This window comes from Micromonospora sp. NPDC003241, from assembly GCF_053589795.1.
Window position 1 is genome coordinate 46,164 of record NZ_JBSFSO010000004.1, and the last position, 21,429, is coordinate 67,592.

General features: G+C 72.1%; 15 protein-coding genes and 1 pseudogene. 8 read left to right on the forward strand and 8 right to left on the reverse strand.

Features of this window, described 5'->3' with window-relative positions; all coding sequences use genetic code 11:
* The first annotated feature begins 49 nt into the window (after window positions 1-49).
* Window positions 50-994 carry a hypothetical protein gene (locus ACWDVW_RS04980; RefSeq protein WP_449944965.1) on the forward strand — a complete coding sequence of 315 codons (945 nt, stop codon included), beginning with the start codon at window positions 50-52 and terminating at the stop codon, window positions 992-994.
* A gap of 265 nt (window positions 995-1,259) precedes the next feature.
* Complete coding sequence (gene argS / locus ACWDVW_RS04985) at window positions 1,260-2,978, forward strand: arginine--tRNA ligase (protein ID WP_449944968.1); 1,719 nt, start codon at window positions 1,260-1,262, stop codon at window positions 2,976-2,978.
* A gap of 104 nt (window positions 2,979-3,082) precedes the next feature.
* Here the strand turns inward: argS and ACWDVW_RS04990 are convergent, their stop codons facing one another.
* A complete protein-coding gene (locus tag ACWDVW_RS04990) occupies window positions 3,083-3,850 on the reverse strand; it encodes a glyoxalase (RefSeq protein WP_449944971.1) in 768 nt (255 codons plus the stop codon).
* 281 nt (window positions 3,851-4,131) lie between these two features.
* Here ACWDVW_RS04990 and ACWDVW_RS04995 point away from each other — a divergent pair, with 281 nt between their 5' ends.
* The 3 genes from ACWDVW_RS04995 to ACWDVW_RS05005 all read left to right on the forward strand — a co-directional run bounded on the left by ACWDVW_RS04995 (window position 4,132) and on the right by ACWDVW_RS05005 (window position 7,508).
* Entirely contained in the window at window positions 4,132-5,583 is a 1,452-nt protein-coding gene (locus tag ACWDVW_RS04995; RefSeq protein ID WP_449944973.1) for a glycoside hydrolase family 43 protein, read from the forward strand.
* A 170-nt stretch (window positions 5,584-5,753) separates the two neighbouring features.
* Window positions 5,754-5,981, forward strand: coding sequence for a potassium transporter TrkA (locus tag ACWDVW_RS05000; RefSeq protein WP_131053759.1), 228 nt, complete (start codon window positions 5,754-5,756; stop codon window positions 5,979-5,981).
* 51 nt (window positions 5,982-6,032) lie between these two features.
* Window positions 6,033-7,508 (forward strand): cation:proton antiporter domain-containing protein, encoded by a 1,476-nt coding sequence (locus tag ACWDVW_RS05005; protein WP_449944977.1) that lies wholly within the window; start codon window positions 6,033-6,035, stop codon window positions 7,506-7,508.
* A gap of 9 nt (window positions 7,509-7,517) precedes the next feature.
* On the opposite strand, the gene ACWDVW_RS05010 is transcribed toward ACWDVW_RS05005, so the two are convergent.
* The 3 genes from ACWDVW_RS05010 to ACWDVW_RS05020 form a co-directional block, all read right to left on the reverse strand.
* Entirely contained in the window at window positions 7,518-8,249 is a 732-nt protein-coding gene (locus ACWDVW_RS05010; RefSeq protein ID WP_449944979.1) for an MIP/aquaporin family protein, read from the reverse strand.
* Between the two features lie 178 nt (window positions 8,250-8,427).
* Window positions 8,428-10,044 carry a xylulokinase gene (locus ACWDVW_RS05015; RefSeq protein WP_449944982.1) on the reverse strand — a complete coding sequence of 539 codons (1,617 nt, stop codon included), beginning with the start codon at window positions 10,042-10,044 and terminating at the stop codon, window positions 8,428-8,430.
* Between the two features lie 5 nt (window positions 10,045-10,049).
* On the reverse strand, window positions 10,050-12,380 hold the full coding sequence (locus tag ACWDVW_RS05020; RefSeq protein ID WP_449944985.1) for an aminotransferase class III-fold pyridoxal phosphate-dependent enzyme: 2,331 nt from the start codon (window positions 12,378-12,380) through the stop codon (window positions 10,050-10,052).
* A gap of 123 nt (window positions 12,381-12,503) precedes the next feature.
* Here ACWDVW_RS05020 and ACWDVW_RS05025 point away from each other — a divergent pair, with 123 nt between their 5' ends.
* Window positions 12,504-13,697, forward strand: coding sequence for a PucR family transcriptional regulator (locus ACWDVW_RS05025; protein WP_449944988.1), 1,194 nt, complete (start codon window positions 12,504-12,506; stop codon window positions 13,695-13,697).
* Between the two features lie 9 nt (window positions 13,698-13,706).
* Here the strand turns inward: ACWDVW_RS05025 and ACWDVW_RS05030 are convergent.
* A pseudogene (locus ACWDVW_RS05030) lies at window positions 13,707-13,826 on the reverse strand (DUF4440 domain-containing protein); the annotation flags it as partial.
* 229 nt (window positions 13,827-14,055) lie between these two features.
* On the opposite strand from ACWDVW_RS05030, the gene abc-f reads away from it, so the two are divergent.
* Window positions 14,056-15,693, forward strand: a complete 1,638-nt coding sequence (gene abc-f, locus ACWDVW_RS05035; RefSeq protein ID WP_449944991.1) for a ribosomal protection-like ABC-F family protein — start codon at window positions 14,056-14,058, stop codon at window positions 15,691-15,693.
* 67 nt (window positions 15,694-15,760) lie between these two features.
* Here the strand turns inward: abc-f and ACWDVW_RS05040 are convergent, their stop codons facing one another.
* Window positions 15,761-16,948: a beta-1,3-glucanase family protein gene (locus ACWDVW_RS05040; protein WP_396751708.1), complete on the reverse strand. Its 1,188-nt coding sequence runs from the start codon at window positions 16,946-16,948 to the stop codon at window positions 15,761-15,763.
* Window positions 16,949-17,258: 310 nt separating this feature from the next.
* Between ACWDVW_RS05040 and ACWDVW_RS05045 the strand changes: the two genes are divergently transcribed.
* Window positions 17,259-18,209, forward strand: a complete 951-nt coding sequence (locus ACWDVW_RS05045) for a DMT family transporter (RefSeq protein WP_449944994.1) — start codon at window positions 17,259-17,261, stop codon at window positions 18,207-18,209.
* Here the strand turns inward: ACWDVW_RS05045 and ACWDVW_RS05050 are convergent.
* Window positions 18,196-19,242: a zinc-dependent alcohol dehydrogenase family protein gene (locus ACWDVW_RS05050; protein ID WP_449944997.1), complete on the reverse strand. Its 1,047-nt coding sequence runs from the start codon at window positions 19,240-19,242 to the stop codon at window positions 18,196-18,198. The genes ACWDVW_RS05045 and ACWDVW_RS05050 overlap by 14 nt on opposite strands.
* A gap of 89 nt (window positions 19,243-19,331) precedes the next feature.
* A complete protein-coding gene (gene mhpA, locus ACWDVW_RS05055; RefSeq protein ID WP_449944998.1) occupies window positions 19,332-20,969 on the reverse strand; it encodes a bifunctional 3-(3-hydroxy-phenyl)propionate/3-hydroxycinnamic acid hydroxylase MhpA in 1,638 nt (545 codons plus the stop codon).
* Between the last annotated feature and the right edge of the window lie 460 nt (window positions 20,970-21,429).

Sequence of the window (21,429 nt, forward strand, 5' to 3'; positions counted from 1 at the left end):
CCGATCTCCCGCCACCGCACCGGAATCGGCGACTGCATAGGGTGGGCCGATGCTGCGGATCGGCCTACCCGGGGTGCTCGCCCTCGCGCACTGCACCGACGTCGACGGTGACCTGGTCGTCGTCGGCCCCGACGGGGGCGACGAGTTCGTCGTGGTCTGGGTGACCGAGACCGGCGTACGGGTGGTCGACCTGGACGTCACGCTCTCCGAGGCGCAGCGGTACGCCAACCCGACCGTGGTGGCGCACCCGGACGGCGGGGTCGTGGTGTTGGCCGGTGTCGACCGCGCCGTCTTCGTCGCCGGGCCGGACGCCGCACCGGTGCCGCTGCGGGTGACCGGTCTCGACCGGCTCGCCACCGTCCGTCCGCTGCCCCTGATGCACGGCGGATCTGCCGTCTCCGACAGCCCGGTCTGGCACCTCGTGCTCTCGCACGGCAACCTGATGGGCGATCTGCGGTACGCGGCCCCGCTGCGGGTCGACCTCGCGGAGCGCGCGGTGCACTGGGAGGCCGCGCCGTGGCAGCTCGCTCCCGACGACTTCCCGGTCGACCTGGCGGGCATCCCGGAGCGTGACCCGCACGTGTCGCTAAGCGCGACGCTGCTCCGGGCGGGCGTGCGCTACGTCTGCTCGGAAGGCTCCCGGATCCGGAACAACATCGGCTCCGGGGCGGACTTCTTCGGCTGCGTGACGCTGGCCGCAGACGGCACGGTGGCCGAGTGGATCCACCAGGCCGCCGGGTGGCGGCAGATCAGCGGCAAGTGGGCGATCCGGGGCCGGTTCACCGGCTGCGGCGAGTACGTCTTGCTGGCATCGGTCTTCCGTCGGCTGTGGAACGGGCGTACCCGGGTGCTGCGGCTGGCCGACGGCGAGCTGCTGACGCCACGGCTGCCGCGCGGCCTGACCACCGCCGAGATCCTCGACCACCACCCCGACCGGGGCTGGTGGCTGCGCCTGGACGACGAGGTCGTGGCGGTGCCGGACATCGTCGGTTGACGGGTCGCGCTCGGATGGGCATGACCGGTACGCCGGTCGCGACGGGTGGCGTGACCGTCGCCGCGTACACTGGTCGGCACCTGGCCGCGCTTCGCGGCCCTCGCGCGAGGCGGTGATGGACATGGTGCTGGTCACCGTCCGCCGCTCGCGCCTGCGACGACGATAGTCGTCCGCTTCTCCGCGCGTTCCATCCGTCGTGCCCGCCTCCGCGCGTGCGCGCGACGTGTCTCGTGACGATCCTGCTCGATCCCCACCGGGAGTCCCCGTGACCGTGCCTTCGCTGGCCTCGTCCTTGTCCGCCGCCGTCACCACCGCCGCCGCCGAGCTGCCGGGATTCGTCCCGCTGGTGCGCCGATCCGACCGGGCCGACTTCCAGGCCGACGGGGCGCTGGCGGCGGCGCGGACGCTGCGACGCAACCCCCGGGACGTGGCGGCGGAGATCGTCGCGGCCCTGCCGGCCGGTGGTCTGGTGGCCACCGCCGAGGTCGCCGGGCCGGGCTTCGTCAACCTCGCTCTGACCGACACGGTGTTGCTGTCCCAGGTCGCCGGTCGGCTCGCCGATCCCCGGCTCGGCGTCGGCACCCCCGAGGCGGGCGTCACCACCGTGGTCGACTACTCGCAGCCGAACATCGCCAAGGAGATGCACGTCGGTCATCTGCGCTCCACGATCATCGGCGACGCGCTGGTGCGGATCCTGGAGCACCTGGGCGGGACGGTGGTGCGACGCAACCACGTCGGCGACTGGGGTACCCAGTTCGGGATGCTGATCCAGTACCGGTCCGAGCATCCCGCGCCGGACGCGGAGGAGGCCACCATGCGGGGGCTGGCTCTGCTCTACCGTCGGGCCCGGGCGGCGTTCGACGCCGACCCGGCGTTCGCCGAGCGGTCCCGGCGGCGGGTGGTGGCGCTCCAGGGCGGCGACCCGGAGACGACGCACGCGTGGCGGCAGATCGTGGCCGAGTCGACGAGGTACTTCACCGAGGTCTACGACCTGCTCGGCGTACGGCTGACCGCCGCCGACGCGGTGGGGGAGAGCGCGTACAACGCCGCGTTGCCCGGGGTGGCCGCCGACCTCGCCGCCCAGCGGACGGCGGTGACCAGCGACGGCGCGCTCTGCGTCTTCTTCGACGACGTACGCGGGCCGGACGGCGAGCCGACGCCGCTGATCGTGCGCAAACGCGACGGCGGGTTCGGGTACGCCGCCACCGACCTCGCCGCGCTGCGGCAGCGGGTCAGCGAGCTGCACGCCGACCGGCTGTTGTACGTGGTCGACGCCCGGCAGGCCCTGCACTTCCGGATGGTCTTCGACACCGCCCGGCGGGCCGGCTGGCTGCCACCGGACGTGCCCGCCGCCCACGTCGCGTTCGGCACCGTGCTCGGCGCCGACGGGCGGCCGTTCAAGACCCGGGCCGGAGACACCGTCCGCCTGGTCGACCTGCTCACCGAGGCGGTGGACCGGGCCCGCGAGGTGGTCGCCGCCAAGAACCCCGGCCTCACCGACTCGGCACGCGACGAACGGGCCCGGCAGGTCGGCATCGGCGCGGTCAAGTACGCGGATCTGGCCACCAGCCGGACCCGGGACTACACCTACGACCCGGACCGGATGCTGGCGCTGACCGGCAACACCGGGGTCTACCTCCAGTACGCGCACGCCCGGGTGCGGTCCATCCTGGGCCGGGCCGACGGCGCCGACGAGACCGTCGACCCGGGTGTCGCGCTGGACCCGGCGGAACGCGCGCTGATCCTCGACCTGGACGCCTTCGCCGACGTCCTCGACGAGGTGGTCGCCGGGTACGAGCCGCACCGGCTCTGCGGGCACCTGCACCGGCTGGCGCAGAGCTTCACCACGTTCTACGAGCGGTGTCCGGTGCTGCGGGCCGAGCCGCCGCACCGGGGCAACCGGTTGGCGCTGTGCCGCCTCACCGGCGACACCCTGCGTACCGGCCTGGGTCTGCTCGGCATCGACGCCCCCGAACGGCTCTAGCGTCTCGTGCGGCGCAAGCGTCGTCGGGGTAGGGCTTCGGTGTAAGGAGGGGTCCCCTGCTATCGCCTGGTGTATAGCAGGGGACCCCTCCTAACACCCAACGCTCAGCGCGGCGCGGAGAGCCAGGGGTCGAGGCTGTCCGGTGCCGCGACGGCCTGCCGGACCCGCTCCTGTTCCGCCGAGGTCAGACGGAGGGACCGCAGCCGCTCGCCCCACTCGGGTACCCGCTCCGGCTCGTCCAGCGCGTCCGACAGCTCGATCAGGCAGGCCAGCGCCACCGCCTGCTCCACCGGTGGCGCGGCCTTGCCGTGCCGGCGCAGTCCCGAGTCGAGCGCCCGGAACGCCGCCCGGTCGTCGCGCTTGAACTCGCGCAGGATCCGCGCGTTGTCCAGCACCCGGGCCAGTCCGGTCAGCTCCTTCGCACCGCCGTAGTCGAGGTCCGCCGGCTCGTCGCGGCGGATGAAGATGACGGTGTTACCGGACGGGTCGACGATGCTGAACCGCGAGGCGCCGGGCCGGTAGCGGGTGATCCGGGGCAGTCCTCGGGAGAGCACCTTGCCGTAGGCGCGACGCATCGCCTCGGTGAACGTCGCGTGGTAGGGCGCGACCGAGTCGACCAACACCAGACAACTGCCGGTGTTCTCGGCCGCCGGGTCGAGGCCGCGCGGTGCCGGGCCGTAGTGCAGCTCGAAGCCGCTCCACCGGAAGGCCAGATAGACGTACGGCTTGCGCTGCTCGTACGTCACGGTGAAGCCGAGTGCCCGCCAGAAGGCGAGCATCTCCTCCGCCGAGGTGCAGGGCAGCAGGGGCACGGTGGTCTCGTTCGGGCGGACGCGGTCGTCGGGTTGCTCCTGCGGGCTCGGGTGCGACATGCCGGCAGTGTGCCAAGAGCGGCCGGGCCGGGTCGGCACACCTGGTGGTGCGGCGGGCCGACGCGATCTGATCTCGGGGCGGTCCGACGGGTGCTGTGGTGCACGCTCACACCGCCGTGTCGAGCGCGGCGCACGGCCGGGTCGACACCCGTCTTGACAGTCGGCGAAGGGGCGTCGAGACTTCGAAACAAGCCCGAAACAGTGATTCTCGCCGATCGGTTTCGAGTGGCTTGTTAACGCTCACAGTCGTTTCGATCCGGTGTGTCCGAGGAGAGTCGCCGATGCCGAGAGTCCTGGCCCGGGTGAGCGCCCTGCTCACCGCCTTCCTGCTGATGGTGTCCGCCGCGCCCGCGCCGCGCGCCGACGCCGCCGCACTCGACCCGTTCACCGGATACCTGATGGCGCACTTCATCGGGGAGTCGGCGAACGGCGAACAGCTCTACCTCGCCCACAGCCGCGACGGGCTGACCTGGCGTGACCTGAACAACGGCGCGCCCGTCCTGCTCTCCACGATCGGCACGAGGGGCGTGCGGGACCCCGCCCTGGTCCGCTCGCCGGCCGGTGACCGCTACTGGATCGTCGCCACCGACCTGCGCATCGCCAGCGGCACCTCGTGGAGCGACGCGGCCAACCGGGGCAGCACCAACCTGGTCGTGTGGGAGTCACGCGACCTGGTGAACTGGTCCGCCCCGTGGCTGATCAACGTCGCCGGGGCGATCCCCGGCGCCGGCAACGCCTGGGCACCCGAGGCGATCTACAACGCGGCCACCGGCGACTACGTCGTCTACTGGGCCACCAACTCCGCGCGCAACGGCGTCACCAAACACCGCATCTGGTACGTGCGGACCACCGACTTCCGCAGTTTCACCGCACCCCAGCTCTACATCGAACGTCCCGGCACCCAGGGGTTGATCGACACGCAGATCGTCGAGGTGCCGAACAGCGTCGGCGGCTACCGCTACTACCGTGCCTCCGCCGACGGGCACATCACCATCGAGGCCAGCAACTCGATCCTCGGCTCGTGGACCACCCTGGGCAACCTGTCGCACCTCGGCATCTCCAACGGCACCGGCGGCGGCAACGTGGTGGAGGGGCCGATGTGGGCCCAGTTCAACGGCCGCAACGAGTGGGCGCTCTGGCTGGACCAGTACGCCACCGGGCGCGGCTACATGCCGATCACCTCGACGAACCTGGGCAGCGTCAGCAACTTCCGGACCCGCACCGACTATGCCATGGGCGGCACCCGCAAACGGCACGGCTCGATCCTCAACCTGACCGCGGCCGAGGAGAGCCGGGTGCTCGCCCGCTGGGGCACCAGCACGCCGGTCAACCGGATCCAGGCGTACACCCACCAGGACCGGTACGTGCGGCACGTCAACTACGACGTCCGCATCGACCCGAACGTCAACCCGGCCCAGGACGCCCAGTTCCGGGTGGTGCCCGGTCTGGCGAACGCCTCCGGGAACGTCTCCTTCGAGTCCGTCAACCACCCCGGGTACTACCTGCGGCACTACGGTTTCGACTTCGTGCTGGCGGCCAACGACGGCAGCGCGGTGTTCGCCGCCGACGCCACCTTCCGGCAGGTCGCCGGGCTGGGCAATTCCTCCTGGAGTTCGTTCCAGTCCTACAACTACCCGGACCGCTACATCCGGCACTACGACTACCAGTTGCGGCTCGACCCGGTCGGCGACACCCAGGCGCGCAACGACGCCACCTTCCGCCTCACCTCCTGACCGGGCGGTGACAGGGGCCGTCGGCCCCGGCGCCACGACGGCGTCGGGGCCGACGGCTCGCCGTGGCGGACGAGCAGGTGGTGAATCCACCCTGCGGTCTATGTGCCACGGGAGGCCGGCGGGCTCGTACGATTGCCCCGGGATCGTGGACAGGACAGCGGGGAGGGGTCATGGGCAAGGGCATCTACGTGCAGGAACTGCCGGGCATCGGCAAGCGGTACGACGTCGACCTGGGCAGCAACACCCAGCGCATCTCGATCGTGGTACGCCGCGACGGCAACCGCGACCTGTACGTCTTCGCCGCCGGCGCGGACGATCCGGTGGCCGTGATCGAGATGTCCGAGGAGCAGGCCCGCAAGGTGGGCGCGCTGCTCTCCGGCACGTACTTCTCCGAGTAACCGGCGAACCGCCCGCTCCGCTCCGTCTAGCCCGCTCCAGGAGTCCTCACCGTGCACGCTGACCTCGTGGGCTTCGGTGCCCTTGTGCTCATCGCCGGGTTGCTGGCCCGCTTCGGTCGGCGGATCAACCTGCCGACCGTGCCGTTCTTCATGCTCGCCGGCATCCTGTTCGGGCCGGGCACCCCGGGCCCCGTGCTGGTCGCCCATCCCGAGGACCTCAGCCTGCTGGCCTCGCTGGGTCTGGTGCTCCTGCTGTTCCACCTGGGCGTGGAGTTCCCGGTCGAGCAGGTGCTCGGCAGCGGCAAACGGCTGTTCGTCGCCGCCGCCGCGTACATCGCCCTGAACGTCGGCGCGGGACTCCTCTTCGGGTTCGCGCTCGGCTGGGGCGGCTACGAGGCGTTCGTGATCGCCGGGGCGCTCGGCATCTCCTCGTCGGCCATCGTCACCAAACTGCTCATCGAGTTACGCCGGCTGGCCAACGCCGAGACACCGGTGATCCTCGGCATCATCGTGATCGAGGATCTCTTCCTCGCGCTGTATCTGGCGCTGCTGTCGCCGCTGCTCTCCGGTGCCGGGTCGGCCGGCGAACTCACGCTGCGCATCGGGCTGAGCTTCTCGTACCTGGTCGTCCTGTTCGCCGTCGCCCGGTTCGGTGCCCGCCTGGTCGGCAAGCTGATCGACAGCCACGAGGACGAGCTGCTGGCGGTCCTGATGGTGGGGCTGGTGGTGCTGGTCGCCGGCATCTCGGCCGAGATCGGCGTCTCCGACGCCATCGGCGCGCTGATGATCGGGCTGGTGGTGGCCCGTACCCCGATCCGGGAACGGGCCGAACGGCTGGTGCTGCCGCTGCGGGACGTCTTCGCGGCGGTCTTCTTCGTGGTCTTCGGCCTGAGCATCGATGTCGGCGACTTCGGCTCGGTGGCGCTGCCGGTGCTGGCGGCCGTCGCGCTGACCATCGTCACCAACGTGCTGGCCGGTCTGATCGCCGGGCGGCTGTTCGGGCTCAACCAGCGGGGTGCGGCCAACGTCGGCCTGACGGTGCTGGGGCGGGGCGAGTTCTCGCTGATCCTGGCCACCCTCGCCCTCGGCGCCGGCCTGGACGAGCGCCTCGGCCCGTTCATCGCCCTGTACGTGCTGGTGCTGGCGGTGGCGAGTCCGCTGCTCGCGGCGAACTCGCGCTACCTCGCCCGGATCATCCCGGACCGTTTGCTGCACGCCAGTTGGCGGTACGTGCGGGAGGAGACGATGAGCACCGCCTGCACCCACCTGGACCGCATCCAGATCACCGAGAGCGACGCCGAGGCGTGCCCGCAGTGCCTGGAGACCGGTGACGACTGGGTGCAACTGCGGATGTGCCTCACCTGCGGCGCGGTCGGCTGTTGCAGCGACTCGGCCAACAACCACGCCGAGGAGCACTACCGGCAGACCGGCCACCCGTTGATCCGCTCGCTGGAGGAGGGGGAGGACTGGCGGTACTGCTACATCGACGGCGCGCTGGTCCGGGCACCGATGGGCGCCGACCGGTGAGGCGGACGCTCAGCGTCCCGCCGGTCGGGGCGTACCGACCCGGGTGACGCCGGAGCCGTGCTCGACCAGCGGCGCGACCAGTGCGGCGAGGACCCCGCCGAGCAGCGGGAAGACGATGAACACCCAGAGCTGGCGGAGGGCGGTCCCGCCCTCGAAGATCGCCGGACCGAAGGCCCGCGCGGGGTTCACCGCCGCCCCGGTCAGCGCCACGCCGACCAGGTTCGCCACGGCGAGGGCCATCCCGATGGCCAGGCCGGCGAAGCCGGACAGGTCCGTGCTGCGCTTGCCCACCACCAGCACGACCAGGACGAACAGGAACGTCAGGACGGTCTCCAGCAGCATCGCGCCACCGGCGTTGATGTGCGTGCCGTAGCCGTTGGCGCCCAGCACACCCGTCTGGTCGGTCACTCCGCCCCAACGGACCAGCACCCAGAGCAGGAACGAGCCCAGGGCGGCACCGGCGAACTGCGCGATCCAGTACGCCACCGCCCCGACCGGTGAGATCTTGCCGGAGAGCAGGACGCCGAGGGTCACCGCCGGGTTCACGTGGCTGCCGGAGAGCTGCCCGATCGTGTAGACCAGCGCCAGCATGACGAACCCGAACGACAGCGCGACCACCACCACGCCACCCTCGACGCGGGCCGCGACGGCGCTGCCCACACCGAGGAACACCAGCAGGAATGTGCCGATGAACTCGGCCACGTACCGCCTGACGTCGACCATGGCGTCAGTCTCACCCACCCGGTCACCCGACACACCCGTTTTCCCTGATCACCCGCACTCCCACCCGGCCTGCTCCTCGTCGATCATGGAGTTGTGGTACCCCGCGAGATGCCCTACACCGGTGCAATTCGCTGACCACAAGTCCATGATCGACGGGGCGGGTGCCGGGCCCGCGCAGGTCTCGGTCGGGCGCGGGTCAGCCTCGGGGTGCGCGCAGCCGGTCCGGGCGGTTCAGTCGCCGGTAGACCGGTGCCAGCCGCCGGTGCAGTTCCCGGTAGTCGGCAAAGATCTCGTCGTAGGTGGCCCGCAGAGCCCGGTCCGGTGTGAAGATCCGGTCGGTCCGCATCAGGCCGGGGATGTCGGCGAAGGTGAGCAGTCCGGTGCCGACCGCGCCGATCCAGCCCGCACCCCGGGCGTTGACCGCCAGCGGCTGGGCGTCGCGCCGGATCTCCACGTCGAGCACGTCGGCGAAGATCTGGCACCAGGAGTCCGACAGCGCGCCGCCGCCGGTGATCGCCATCGAGGTGACCCGCGCGCCGAGGAACCGGTCCACCGCCCCGGCCAGCCAGCGGGTGTTGAAGGCGACCCCCTCGAAGACCGCCCGCAGCAGGTCGGAGCGGTTGGTGTCGAGCGAGATGTTGAGGAAGGCGGCGCGCAGGTTCGGGTCGTCGACGGGGGCGCGTTCGCCGTACAGCCAGGGGGTGTAGAGCACGCCGTTGGCGCCCGCCGGCACGGTCGGGATGATCGCGTCGAACGCGTCGAAGATGGTGCCCTCGTCCCGACTGACGTGCCCGGCGGCGAGCAGCGGGTCGTCGTACTCCACGATCTTGTCCCGGAGCCAGGTCAGGTTGGCCCCGGCGGTGGCCTGGAGGGCGGTCATCAGGTAGCGGTCGCCGATAGCGCACGGCACCGACGCGATGCCCGCCGCCACGTCGGTCTTCTTGCCCGGCACGTGCGCCGCGATCCAGGACGAGGTGCCGAGATACAGGTGGGGTTCGTGGTCGCCGGTGGTGCCCGCGCCGATGGCCGCCGCGGTGTTGTCGATCGCGCCGGCCACCACCTCGACCGAATCCGGCAACCCGAGGTGCGCGGCGGCGGCCGGGGTCAGCGTGCCGATGACGTCGGTGCAGGCCACGATCGGGGGCAGCTTGTCGGCGTCGATGCCGCAGTCGGCGACCAGGGCGGGGGAGTAGCGGATGTCGCCGGGCCGCCGGTTGTCGGTCACCCACGAGGTGAGGATCGAGTCGACGGTGGCCACCGTCCGCCCGGTCAGCTTCAGGTTGATCCAGTCGAGCACGTTGAGGAACGACGCGGTCCGCGCGTACACCTGCGGCATCTCGTCGCGGACCAGCAGCATGTGCGCGGCCGGGTCCTTGCCGGTGGGCGAGGGCATCCCGCCGGTGAGCCGCAGCCACCGCGCGATGCGGCGCACCGACATCCCCTGGTACGCCGGGAAGCCGCCGAACTGTCGACGCAGGTGGGGTGCGCCGCGCATGTCGAGCCAACTGATGCACGCCGTCAGCGGGTCCCCGGCGGCGTCCACCGCGATGGTGCCCTCGCCCTGCGTGGAGGCGCAGACCGCGCGGACCGCCCGCATCTGCTCCGGATGCGCCCGACCCAGCTCGGCGGCGACCTCACCGAGCGCGGTCCACCAGGCCACCGGGTCCTGCTCGGCACCGCCGCCGGGCAGCACGTGCAGCGGCACCGGCCGCTCGGCCCACCCGGTCACCGTGCCGTCGGCGGCGACCAGGGCCGCCTTCATCCCGGACGTGCCGAGGTCGATCGCCAGGATCTGCGGTGCGCTGGCGGCCACCCGCCTCAGACCCCCTCGACCTGCGCGAAGACCCGGTCGAACCGGGCCAGCGCGTCGTCGATCACCTCGTCGGTGTCGGCCATCGAGGTGTACATCCGGGAGCCGGCCAGCGTGACGATGCCGTGCGCGGTGTACGCGGCGCCCATCTGCTCCATGAGCCGCTTGCGGGCCTTGTTCTCGCGCAGCAGCTTCACCGGGTTGCGCATGTCCAGCAGCATCACGCCGCTGCACTCCAGGTGCACGATCGAGCCCTGGTTGTACGCGACGTACGGCAGACCGTACGTGTCGATCAGCCGTTGCAGGCCCCGGGTGAGCCGGTCACCGGCGCGGCCGGCGATCACCGGAGCGTTGGTGCGGGCCATCTCCTCGATCGCGAAGTACCCGGCCGCGCAGGACAGCGGGTTGGCCGACAGCGTGCCGCCGACCTGGATGTGCGCGCCGCTCTTGCCGTCCAGCCCGGAGCCGAAGACCGCCATCACGTCGGAGCGTCCGCCGACCCCACCGGCCATCGGGTACCCGCCGGAGACCGCCTTGCCCAGCACGGTCAGGTCCGGGGTGACGCCGAAGTAGCCGGCCGCGCCGCCCAACCCGAGGCGGAAACCGGTGACCACCTCGTCGAAGACGAGCAGCGCGCCGAACTCGTCGCACAGCTCGCGGACCGCGGCGTTGAAGTCGCGGGGTGCCGGCCGGGTGCCGGACTCCGGGCCGACCGGTTCCACCACCACCGCCGCCGTGCCGCCGCGCAGCCGGTTCTCCACCAGCTTGCGCTTGAGCTGCCCGAGGTCGTGCGGGAACGCCTCCCGGGTCCGGCTGGTCGCGCCGAACGGGATGCCCTTGGCGTTCATCCGGTACGTGCCGGGCACCCGTAGCCCGTACACCATCGTGTCGGACCAGCCGTGGTACGCGCCGCCGACCTTGATCACCATCTTCTTGCCGGTGAACGCGCGGGCACCCCGGACCGCCGCCATCACCGCCTCGGTGCCGGACCCGAGGGAGCGGTACATCTCCACGTGCGGCATGTATTGGTGGATGATCTCGGCGAGCTTGAGCTCGTACTCGTGGAACAGGCCGGTGACCGGCCCGGAGGCGCGGACCACCTCGGCCACCCGATCGTTGACCGGGCCGTAGTTGCTGCCCAGGATCGTCGGCCCACCGGCCTGGAGGAAGTCGATGTACGTGTTGCCGTCCCGGTCGACCAGGTACGCCCCGTCAGCCTTCTCGACCGCCAGCGGGAACGGGTAGTTGAAGGCCAGGTTGTGCTGCACCCCGCCCGGGATGCGCAGCTTGGCCCGGTCGGTGATCTCCCTGCTGGCCCGGCACTTGGTCTCGAAGTAGTTCAGCACGTCCAGCATCGCGTCGTGGCGTAGCCCGCGCAGCGGCTGGGCGGTCAGTGCCTTGAGCCGGCGCATCACGTCGTCGACGTCCGGGTACTCGCTGATGGCGTACCCGAGTCGGGCGGACTCCGCCCCCGGTGCCTCGACCTCGGCGGCGGCCCGGGCGTCGGTCGCCCCGGCCTCGGCTCCGGCGGCGTTCTCGGCCTCGGTGTCGGTCCGGGTGGCCTCGGTCCGGGCGGCGGCTGCGGTCTGGGCGGCGGCGGTCGCGTCGGCGCTGGGCAGGTCCTCGTCGGCGGGTACCCGCAGCGGCTCGACCGCCTCGGTGATCTGCGCGGCGATCCGCTTCTCGTCGGCGCGCAGCTTGCCGAAGGCGATCTCCCGGATCGCGGTCGGGATGGTGTAGACCTTGCCCGTCTCGCTGGTCAACGCCAGCAGGTACGCGATGGAGACCTTCTCCAGCAGCGCCATGTTGAACACCGCCCGGTCCGGGTCGGTGCCCACGGCCACCACGCCGTGGTTGGCGATGATGAAGGCGTTGTCCCCGCTGGCCACCTTCTTCTGCACGTTGCGGGCCAGGAAGCCGGTGCCGGACGGGGCGTAGTCGATGATCGCCACCTCCCGGCCGAGGAAGCGCACCTGCTCGTCGGTGAGCGCCGGGATCGGCTTGCGCAGGAAGGCCAGCGCCGACGCGTACGGCTGGTGGGTGTGCACGATCGCGTTGACGTCCGGGCGCTCCCGATAGATGTTGGCGTGCATCCCGCACTCGATGGACGGCTTGAGGTCGGCCCCGGAGCCGTCGGGCACGTGCTTGCCGTCGAAGTCGACCAGGCAGATGTCCTCGACCCGCATCCGGTCGTAGTCGTAGTTGCTCGGGGTCACCGCGTACAGCCGGTGGCCGGGCACCCGGACCGAGACGTTGCCCTCGGTGGCCTTGAGATATCCCCGGGCGAGCATCGTCCGGCACATGTCGACCACGTGCTGTCGGGAGAGTCGGTGCTGCACGGTGCGCTCCTCGGTCGGATCGGCGGCGTGCCCCATCCTCGCCTGGGGACGCGGATCGAAACACCGTCCCGTCGGCAGCGAGAATCAGCGGCTCTTTTATCCCGACGTGACAAAATCGGCCCGGTGAGCGCCCCCGTCTCCGCCACTCCCTGGCGGCGTCTCCCCGCCGACCTGGCCGCCTCCATGCGTCCGCACCTGCCCTCCACGGTCGCCGCCGTGGCGGGCGCGGTCACCGAGGCCACGCCCGCCTTCGCCGGCATCGCCGACGACAAGTTCGCCCGCGACGTGCACACCGCCGTGCAGGTGGCCCTCGACCGCTTCCTCGACCTGGTCGGCACCGACGAGCCCGCGCTGCCGCCCCGGATCCGGGAGGTCTTCGTCGCCCTCGGCGCCGCCGAGGCCCGCGAGGACCGGGGGCCGGAGGCCCTGCTCGCGGCCCTGCGGATGGCGGCCCGGCTGCTGCTGCGGACCGCCTCGCAGTCGCTGGCCCGGCTCCGCCCGGTCGACACCGAGGAACTGATCGACCTCTCCGACGCGGTCAGCGCGTACGTCGCCGAACTGGCCGCGGCGAGCACCGACGGGTACGCCCTCCAGGTACGCGAGCAGGCCGGCGAGGGCGACCGCCGCCGGCAGCTCGCCGAACTGCTGCTGCGCGGCGACGGCATGCCCAGCGCGGTGGCCGCAGCCGCCGCCCGGATCGGCTGGCCGGAGCTGGACACCGTGGTGCCGGTGCTCCTGCCGCCCGACCAGGCCCGCGACGCCCGGTTCCGCTACGGCGTCGACGGCCTGGTCATCGAGCGCGGCCGGGACGCGGTGCTGCTGTTGCGGGCCGGTCCCCGAGCGGCCCGCGCCCCGCTGGCCGAGGCGCTGGCCGGTCGGCGGGCCGTGGTCGGCCCCGAGTTGGACTGGCCCCAGGTGCCGGCCGCCGTACGCCTCGCCGAACTGACCGCCGGCCTGGTCGGCCCCCACCCCGGCCCGGTCTTCGCCGACGACCACCTGATCCCGCTGACCCTGCGCGGCGAACCGGGCGCCCTGGCGGTGCTCACCGCCCGCCGGCTGGCGCCACTGGCCCACCTGCGCCCGGCCCAGCGGGACAACCTGCTGGTCACCCTGCACTCGTGGCTGCGGCACTGGGGCTCGCGGGCCGAGGTCGCCGCCGTTCTGTTCGTCCACCCGCAGACGGTCAGCTACCGGCTCAAGCGCCTGCGCGACCTGTACGGCACCGACCTGGACGACCCGGCGACCCGCTTCGAGCTGCTGGTGGTGCTCACCAGCCACCTCAACGCCCCACCGCCCCGCGTCGGCCGACCGGATTGAACGGCGTGGGGTCGTCGGCGTGACGAACTCCGGTTGGTCGAGCACGCGCAGCCAGGAACCGTCGGGCTGCCGTCGGACCACCTGGGCGCGGGCACCCGCGCCGTCCCCCGGCGGGGTGGAGATGAGGGCGAATTGACGTGCGCGACCATGCTGTGCAGTTGTTAGGCTGGCTGGGCGCGGGTCAGCCGCGCGTACGCGGAACGAGGAGCGCGACATGCTGTCGGGGGACGACGACATCTCAGGGTGAGTGTGCCCGCCGCCGACCGGCCACTGCCGGGGCGGCCTGTCACGTCACCGCCCTGTCTGTCCGACCGGGGCGCCGGTCGCGTCCCGGCCTTCCTCCCGAGGTCTCACTGCCATGTCCGACGTCTGCGTCGTCTGCACCAACCTGTCCTTCTCCTGGCCCGACGACACCCCCGTGTTCCAGGATCTGTCCTTCACCGTGCCGCCCGGCCGCACCGGCCTGGTCGCGCCGAACGGCGCCGGCAAGTCGACCCTGCTGCGCCTGATCGCGGGGGAACTGGCCCCCACCGGGGGCGGGGTGACGGTCGAGGGGGTGCTCGGCTACCTGCCGCAGGACCTCCCGCTCGCCGGTGAGCTGACCGTCGCCGAGGTGCTGGGCGTCGCCCCGACCATCGCGGCGCTGCGGGCGATCGAGGCCGGCGACGCCAGCGAGGAGAACTTCACCGTCGTCGGCGACGACTGGGACGTCGAGGAACGCAGCCGCGTCGAACTCGACCGGCTCGGTCTGGACGAGGTGGCGCTCGACCGGCCGCTGCACACGCTCAGCGGCGGTCAGGTCGTCTCCCTCGGCCTGGCCGCCCAACTGCTGCGCCGCCCCGACGTGCTGCTGCTCGACGAACCCACCAACAACCTCGACGTCGACGCCCGGCACCGGCTGTACTCGGTGCTGGAGAACTGGCCCGGCTGCCTGCTGCTGGTCAGCCATGACCGGATGCTGCTAGACCGGATGGACCGCATCGCGGAACTCGACGGCGGGCAGGTCCGGTTGTTCGGCGGGAACTTCACCGCCTACGAGGAGGCCGCCCGGGCGGCCCGGGAACTAGCCGAGCGCACCGTGCGCAGCGCCGAGGTGGAGGTCAAGCGGGAGAAGCGGGAGATGCAGCAGGCCCGGGAGCGGGCCGAGCGCCGGGCCGGCAACGCCGCGCGCAACCTCGGCAACGCCGGCCTGGCCCGGATCGTCGCCGGTGGACTCAAGCGCAGCGCGCAGGAGTCGGCCGGCCGGGCCCAGCAGGCGCACGCCAGCCGGGTCAGCGATGCGCAGGGACGCCTCGACGAGGCCAGCCGGGCGCTGCGCGACGACCAGGCGCTCACGCTGGACCTGCCGGAGACCGACGTACCCGCCGGTCGCACGCTCGTCGAGGGGCAGCGGATGCAGGTGCGCCACGACGGCCGTCCACTGTTCCCCGGTGACGGTCTGGAGCTGACCATCCGGGGCCCGGAACGGATCGCGCTCACCGGCCCCAACGGCGTCGGCAAGTCCACCCTGTTGCGCCTGCTCACCGGCCAGACCGCGTCCGAGGGCGGGCAGGTGCGTCGGGCCGACGGCCGGATGGCGTACCTGTCGCAACGGCTGGACCTGCTCGACCTCGACCGTACGGTGGCGGAGAACCTCGCCGCGTACGCCCCCGAGCGACCGCAGTCGCAGCGGTTGAACCTGCTGGCCCGCTTCCTGTTCCGGGGCGCCCGGGCCCAGTTGCCGGTCGGTGTGCTCTCCGGCGGCGAGCGGCTGCGGGCCACCCTCGCCTGTGTCCTCTATGCCCAACCCGCCCCGCACCTGTTGCTGCTCGACGAACCCACCAACAACCTGGACCTGGTCAGCGTGGCCCAGTTGGAGCAGGCGTTGAACGCCTACCGTGGCGCGTTCGTGGTGGTCAGTCACGACGAGCGCTTCCTGCACGCCATCGGCGTACGGCGGTGGCTGCGCCTTGACGGTGACGGCCTGCGCGAGGTGCCGGCCCCGGACGCCGAATGAGTGAAGGTGGGTGGATTTGTTGTCGCTAGAGCGACAACAAATCCACCCACCTGAGGGTCGGTCGGGATCAGAACGGGCTGAGTACCAGGCCGGCGGCGCGCGGGTCGCCGTCGTGCACCAGCGACTCGAAGGCGCCGACGTCGTCGAAGGCGAAGGCGTACGCCTTACCGTCGCGCATGTTGGCGTGGATGATCCGGGCGTACTGGTTGGTCGGGTTGCTGCGGTAGAACTCGGCGGCGTTGGTGCTGGGCTGGGTGTGGATGGTGCCGAGGGTGCCCCGGTTCAGTGCGGCGCAGAGGGTGCGGGAGATCGGCCCGACCACCTGGTCGTTGGGGGCGGGCAGGTCGCCGTCGCAGCCCCAGACGCTCGCCGACGAGGGGCGGTTGAACGAGGCGACGACCTGTCCGGCGCTGTTGGTGAAGGTCATCACCCGGCCCGAGGTGCGCCCGAAGTAGCGGACGTCGGGACGGTCGCCGAACGGCACCACGGTCAGCGTGCGGCTGGTGTACGCGTTCCACGCCGAGGCGATGTAGGAGTCCAGGTAGGTGCTGCTGAACAGCCCCGCTCCGGCGGCCTTGCCCGGTGCCAGCACCCGCAGCACGGTGCCGTCGGCGCGGGTGTACACGGTGTTCGCCCAGCCGGACTGCGACCGTACGCCGTTGATGATCGCGGTGCGGCCGTTGGCGACGACGTCGCCGGTCCGCTTGGTGACGCCGTTGGCACCGGTCACGGTGACGGCGTGCGGCACCGCGAACATGTCCACCTGGGAACTGTTGAGCCAGAGCCCGGCGTCGTTGTAGGTGAACTCGCTCCAGTCGAACAGGATGTCGCGGTTGGCGTCGCCGGCCGCCCACGGGGCGGGCTGTACCAGGCCGGTCGGGGTGAGGAAGAACTTGAGCTTCTCGCCGAAGGAGAAGTAGACCCGGCCGGAGAAGCCGCGCGGGAAGCGGACGGTGGCGCTGGCACCGTTGGTCGGACCGGGGATCGAGGCGTCGGGCGCGGGTGACGGCGGGATCTGTCCGCCGGACCAGGGGATGAACGTGCCGGCCTGGTTGACGTAGCCGAGGCGGCCGGAGGAGAGCTGTACGCCGATGACGTACACGTGGACGGCTCCGGACCGGCCGGTGTTGTTGGTGACGGTGACGGGCAGCAACGCGGGGCCGACGGCCTGGGCGGGCGCGGCGGCGACGAGCGCGGTCGGGACGGCGGTGATCAGGGCGGCGGCGACCGCCAGCAGTCTTCTTCGGACAATCACGGGTACTCCTCCGTTCGGTGGTGACACGGGGTGAGAGAGCGCTCTCTCAGACTCTGACTGTTAACTACGTTTGTCAATAGATGCACGGCGATGCCGTACGGTCGGGGGCGGATCCCTCACGGCCGGTAGCGGCCCGTGTGCGGACCGGGCGGTACGCTGCGCCGGTGACCTTCTCCGTCGCGTCGCCGCCACCCACCCGGTAACGGCGTTCTCGCCGACCCGGCTCTGACGATTCGAGCCCGGGGGCGTCCGTGCTGCCCGGGCGGTGACGACAACGGAGAATCCTGTGCACACCACCATGCCCCCGTCCGTGGGACGGGGAGTCTCGTACATCCTCATCGCGGCGGTCGCCTGGGGGACCGGCGGAGCGGTCGCCGCGATCCTCTACGACATCAGCGGAATGGGACCCGTCGCGGTCTCCTTCTGGCGGTTCGCGGGCGGCGTCCTGCTGCTCGCCGCCGGGCATCTGGTGCTCCGCCGGCGGCGTCCGGGCCGATCGGTCGGCACGCCCGCGCGGGCCGCCGGTCATCGACCGGACGACCGCTGGCGCACGCTGGTGACCACCGGCATCGGCCTGGCCGTCTACCAGACCGCCTACTTCGCCGCCGTCGGGTACGCCGGCCTGGCGGTCGCCACCGTGGTGACCCTCGGCGCCGGGCCGGTGTTGATCGCCGTCGGATCAAGGCTGACGATGGGGGAGCGGTTGGGGCGTACCGGTGCCCTCACCGTGGCCTCGGCGCTGATCGGACTGCTGCTCCTCGTCGGCGGCGGCAGCGCGAGCACGGCATCCGCGCCGCTGCGCGGTCTGGCCTGCGCGTTGCTCTCCGCCACCGGGTACGCCCTGGTCACCCTGTTGCACCGCAGGCGTGGCCGGGACGGCACCGGGGCAGCCGCCGGCACGACCGCGTTGGGCGGCTTCGCGGTGGGGATGCTCTGCCTGCTGCCCCTGGCGTTGATCGAGGGGATCCTGCCCACGGCCGGCGACGTCGGCCGGGTGCTGGGTCTGCTCGCCTACCTCGGGGCGGTGCCCACCGCGCTGGCGTACGCGCTGTTCTTCGCCGGCCTGGTCTCGATCCGGGCGACCACCGCATCGGTGATCGCCCTGGTCGAACCCGTCACCGCTGCGGTCATCGCGGTGCTGTTCCTCGACGAACGGCTCACCGCGGCGGCCACCGTCGGATCGGCGGTGCTGCTCGGTGCCGTCGTCGTGCTGACCCTGGGTGAACGGCGGGCGGCGTCGGCCGGTGTCAGGGCCGGATGAGACACATCCCGCCACCGGTCGGACCGTCCATGGTGGCCAGCGCGTGCGGCACGTCGGCGAGCCCGATGGTGCGGGTGACCAGCGCGGCCGGCCGCAGCACCCCGGCGGTGACGAGCCGGAGCAACTCCGGATAGGCGTGCGCCGGCATGCCGTGGCTGCCGCGCAGCTCCAACTCGTAGGCGATCACGAGATCCATCGGCACGACCGGGTGTCCCTGGGCGGCGGGCAGGAGCCCGACCTGCACGTGTCGTCCCCGGCGGCGCAGGCTCCGGACGGAGGCGGTGCAGGTGGCGTGACTGCCCAGCGCGTCGAGAGACAGGTGGGCGCCGCCGCCGGTCGCCTCCCGGACCGCCTCGGCCACCGCGTCCGGCCCGTCCAGGGTGCGCCCGTCCAGACAGACCGCCGCGCCGAGGCGCCGGGCGAGGTCGAGCGCACCGGGCGCGACGTCGACGGCCACCACCCGGGCCCCGCACGCCAGCGCGATCATCACCGCCGACAACCCCACCCCGCCGCAGCCGTGTACGGCCACCCACTCGCCGGCCGCGACCCGTCCCTGCGTGACCACGGCCCGGAACGCGGTGGCGAACCGGCAACCGAGCGCGGCGGCGGCCGGATGGTCCAGCTCGTCGGGGAGCCGGACCAGGTTGACGTCGGCGTCGCGGACGGCCACCTGTTCGGCGAACGAGCCCCAGTGCGTGAAACCGGGCTGGCTCTGCCGTTCGCAGACCTGCTGGTCGCCCGCCTGGCACGACGGACACCGCCCGCAGGCGCAGACGAAGGGCGCGGTCACCCGGTCACCCGGTCGCCAGCCCCGCACGCCGGTGCCGACGGCGGCGACGACACCGGCGAACTCGTGCCCGGGTACGTGCGGCACGACGATGTCCGGATCGTGTCCCTGCCAGCCGTGCCAGTCGCTGCGGCACAACCCGGTCGCCTCGACCCGCACGATCGCGCCACCGGGCGGCGGCGTCGGGTCCGGCACGTCGCGGACCTGCGGCGGGGCACCGAACTCGTCGAAGATCACGGCACGCATGGCCGCATCCTGGCACGTCACCGGTCCGTCCCGGAACACCCGGCCGGCAGGACCGCGCCCGGACCGGGCGGGCCGGCGACGTGACGCGGCTAACCGGTGGGCTGGCGGGAGGCGGTCGCGCCGAGTTCGACCGCGAGCGTGCGGGTCACCTGGTCGATGCCGCCGGCCTGCGCGGTGGCGAAGACGAACCGGTCAGGTCGCAGCAGGACCGCGTCCGTCCGGTGCCGCCGTAGCCAGGCGTCGACGGTCCCGTCCAGGTCGACGACGTGGACCTGGGCGGCGGCATCGCTCGCCGGCAGGCGCGCCGGGTCGGTGCCGGCCGGATGCGTCACGACCACCCGCGCCGACCTCGGCAGCCCGGGCAGTTCCGCCGGGAGGCCACGCCCGACCAGTGCGAAGCCGTCGCCGAGCACATCGTCGAGCAGGCGGGGCGTCGGATCGTCTCCGACAGCCACCCGGGGCTGCGGGAACATCGCCCCGACGGCACCGTCCCGCCGGCCACCCGCGAACAGCCCCCGCTCGTACGCGGGCAGCGGCTTGAACTCGAAGTGCCGCACGAATCGGCGTACCCGGGGCACGGTCTGCACCGCCCGCAGCACGCTGTCGCGGACCCACGCGGCCCGCCGACTGCGGGCCAGGAACACCCGACCCAGACGGACGCTCGTCTCCGCCATCGCCGCCGTGTGCGGCCGACGTTCCGTCTCGTACGTGTCGAGCAGCGCCGGGGCGGCCCCGCCGGACAGCACCAGCGCCAGTTTCCAGGTCAGGTTCGCCGCGTCCCGCAGTCCACTGCACAGCCCCTGCCCGAGGAACGGCGGCATCTGGTGGGCGGCGTCGCCCAGCAGGAACACCCGTCCCTCCCGCCACCTGGCGGCGATGAGGTGGTGGAACGTGTAGACCACGGCGCGGGTGACGGTGAAACTGTCCGGGTCCACGTACGGCGACACCAGCTCGGCGATCTTCGCCGGTTCCCGCATGTCGGCCTCGGTCTCGCCCGGTTGGAGCATGAACTCCGCCCGATAGCTGCCCCGCGACCCGGGGGAGACGAACGCGGGCCGCCGCCAGTCACAGACGAAGGTGGTGTGCGGCGTGCGGATCCCGTCCGGGGCCACGTCACCGGAGACCGCCAGCCACGGCTCGGCGTAACTCGCCCCCGCCAGCGGGATCCGCACCGCCGTGCGGGTGGTGCTCCGCGCACCGTCGCAGCCCAGCACGAACCGGGCCCGCACCGGGTACGACCGGTCGGCCACCACGTCCCGCACCACCAGATCCGCGCCGTCCTCGTCCTGCCGCAGGTCGACCAGTTCCGTGCCCAGCCGCAGCGTCACGTGCGCGAACCGCTCCAGGCCGGTACGCAGCGCCTGCTCCAGCAACGGCTGGTCGAAGAAGTTCAGCGGGGCGTGCCCGAACCCGAAGTCCACCTCGTCGAAGGCGATGGTGGCGAAGCGCCGGCCGGCGGCGTTGACGTAGTCGGCGCGTACCGGTTGGTGCAGGTCGCCGACGATCCGGTCCAGCAGGCCGGCCTGCTGATAGATGCGCAGCGCCTCGTCGTCACAGGAGAACGCGCGCGGCTGCCCGTGCGGTTCCGTGCTCCGCTCCACGACGAGCGTCCGGACGCCCCGCATGCCGAGCAGGTTCGCGGCCAGCGCACCGACCGGACCACACCCGACGATGACGACGTCGACCTCCTGGACCTCGCCGGGCGACGACGACTGGGCCGGGTTCATCTCGTTCCTCCACACCTGGCCGCCCGGGGTGGCCGGGCGGGGACTGTTGACTGGTTCAGCACAGCGGGCGGGTGTGGAGGTTTCGTAGATTTCCGGTTGGGGTTCTGGTTTCTCGTGGGTGGGGTTTCCGGCAGGCCCGACCCGCGTGTGGTGGGTTTTCGGCGGGTCCGAGCCGCTTGCGGTGGGGTTTCCGGCATCCCCGACCCGCTCCGGGCGGTCAGGCTTGATCCCTGCGCGGGTCGGGCCTGCCGGAAACCTGACCTGGTTGGTCTGGGGTGGACGGCTCGGCGCCGAGACACTCGGCTGCAACGACCGGGTGGAGCTGGCGGGGTTGCGGCGGCTTGCCGGAGATTCTGATTCGGTGGGTCTGGGGCGGACGGTTTGACCTGTGGGAATTCTGATCTGGTGGGGGCTGGCGTCAGGGGCTTGGTCGGTCGGGAGTCTGCTCTGGACGGTCTTG

Bases quoted from the DNA above. Each gene is read 5' to 3' on its own strand.
- ACWDVW_RS05050 (WP_449944997.1), bottom strand. From the start codon at position 19,242: ATGCGTGCCGTGATCTTCGACGAGTTCGGTGCCCCGCCGCAGGTCCGC.
- ACWDVW_RS05000 (WP_131053759.1), top strand. From the start codon at position 5,754: ATGGGCAAGGGCATCTACGTGCAGGAACTGCCGGGCATCGGCAAGCGG.
- mhpA (WP_449944998.1), bottom strand. From the start codon at position 20,969: ATGAACCCGGCCCAGTCGTCGTCGCCCGGCGAGGTCCAGGAGGTCGAC.
- ACWDVW_RS04980 (WP_449944965.1), top strand. From the start codon at position 50: ATGCTGCGGATCGGCCTACCCGGGGTGCTCGCCCTCGCGCACTGCACC.
- ACWDVW_RS04990 (WP_449944971.1), bottom strand. From the start codon at position 3,850: ATGTCGCACCCGAGCCCGCAGGAGCAACCCGACGACCGCGTCCGCCCG.
- ACWDVW_RS04995 (WP_449944973.1), top strand. From the start codon at position 4,132: ATGCCGAGAGTCCTGGCCCGGGTGAGCGCCCTGCTCACCGCCTTCCTG.
- abc-f (WP_449944991.1), top strand. From the start codon at position 14,056: ATGTCCGACGTCTGCGTCGTCTGCACCAACCTGTCCTTCTCCTGGCCC.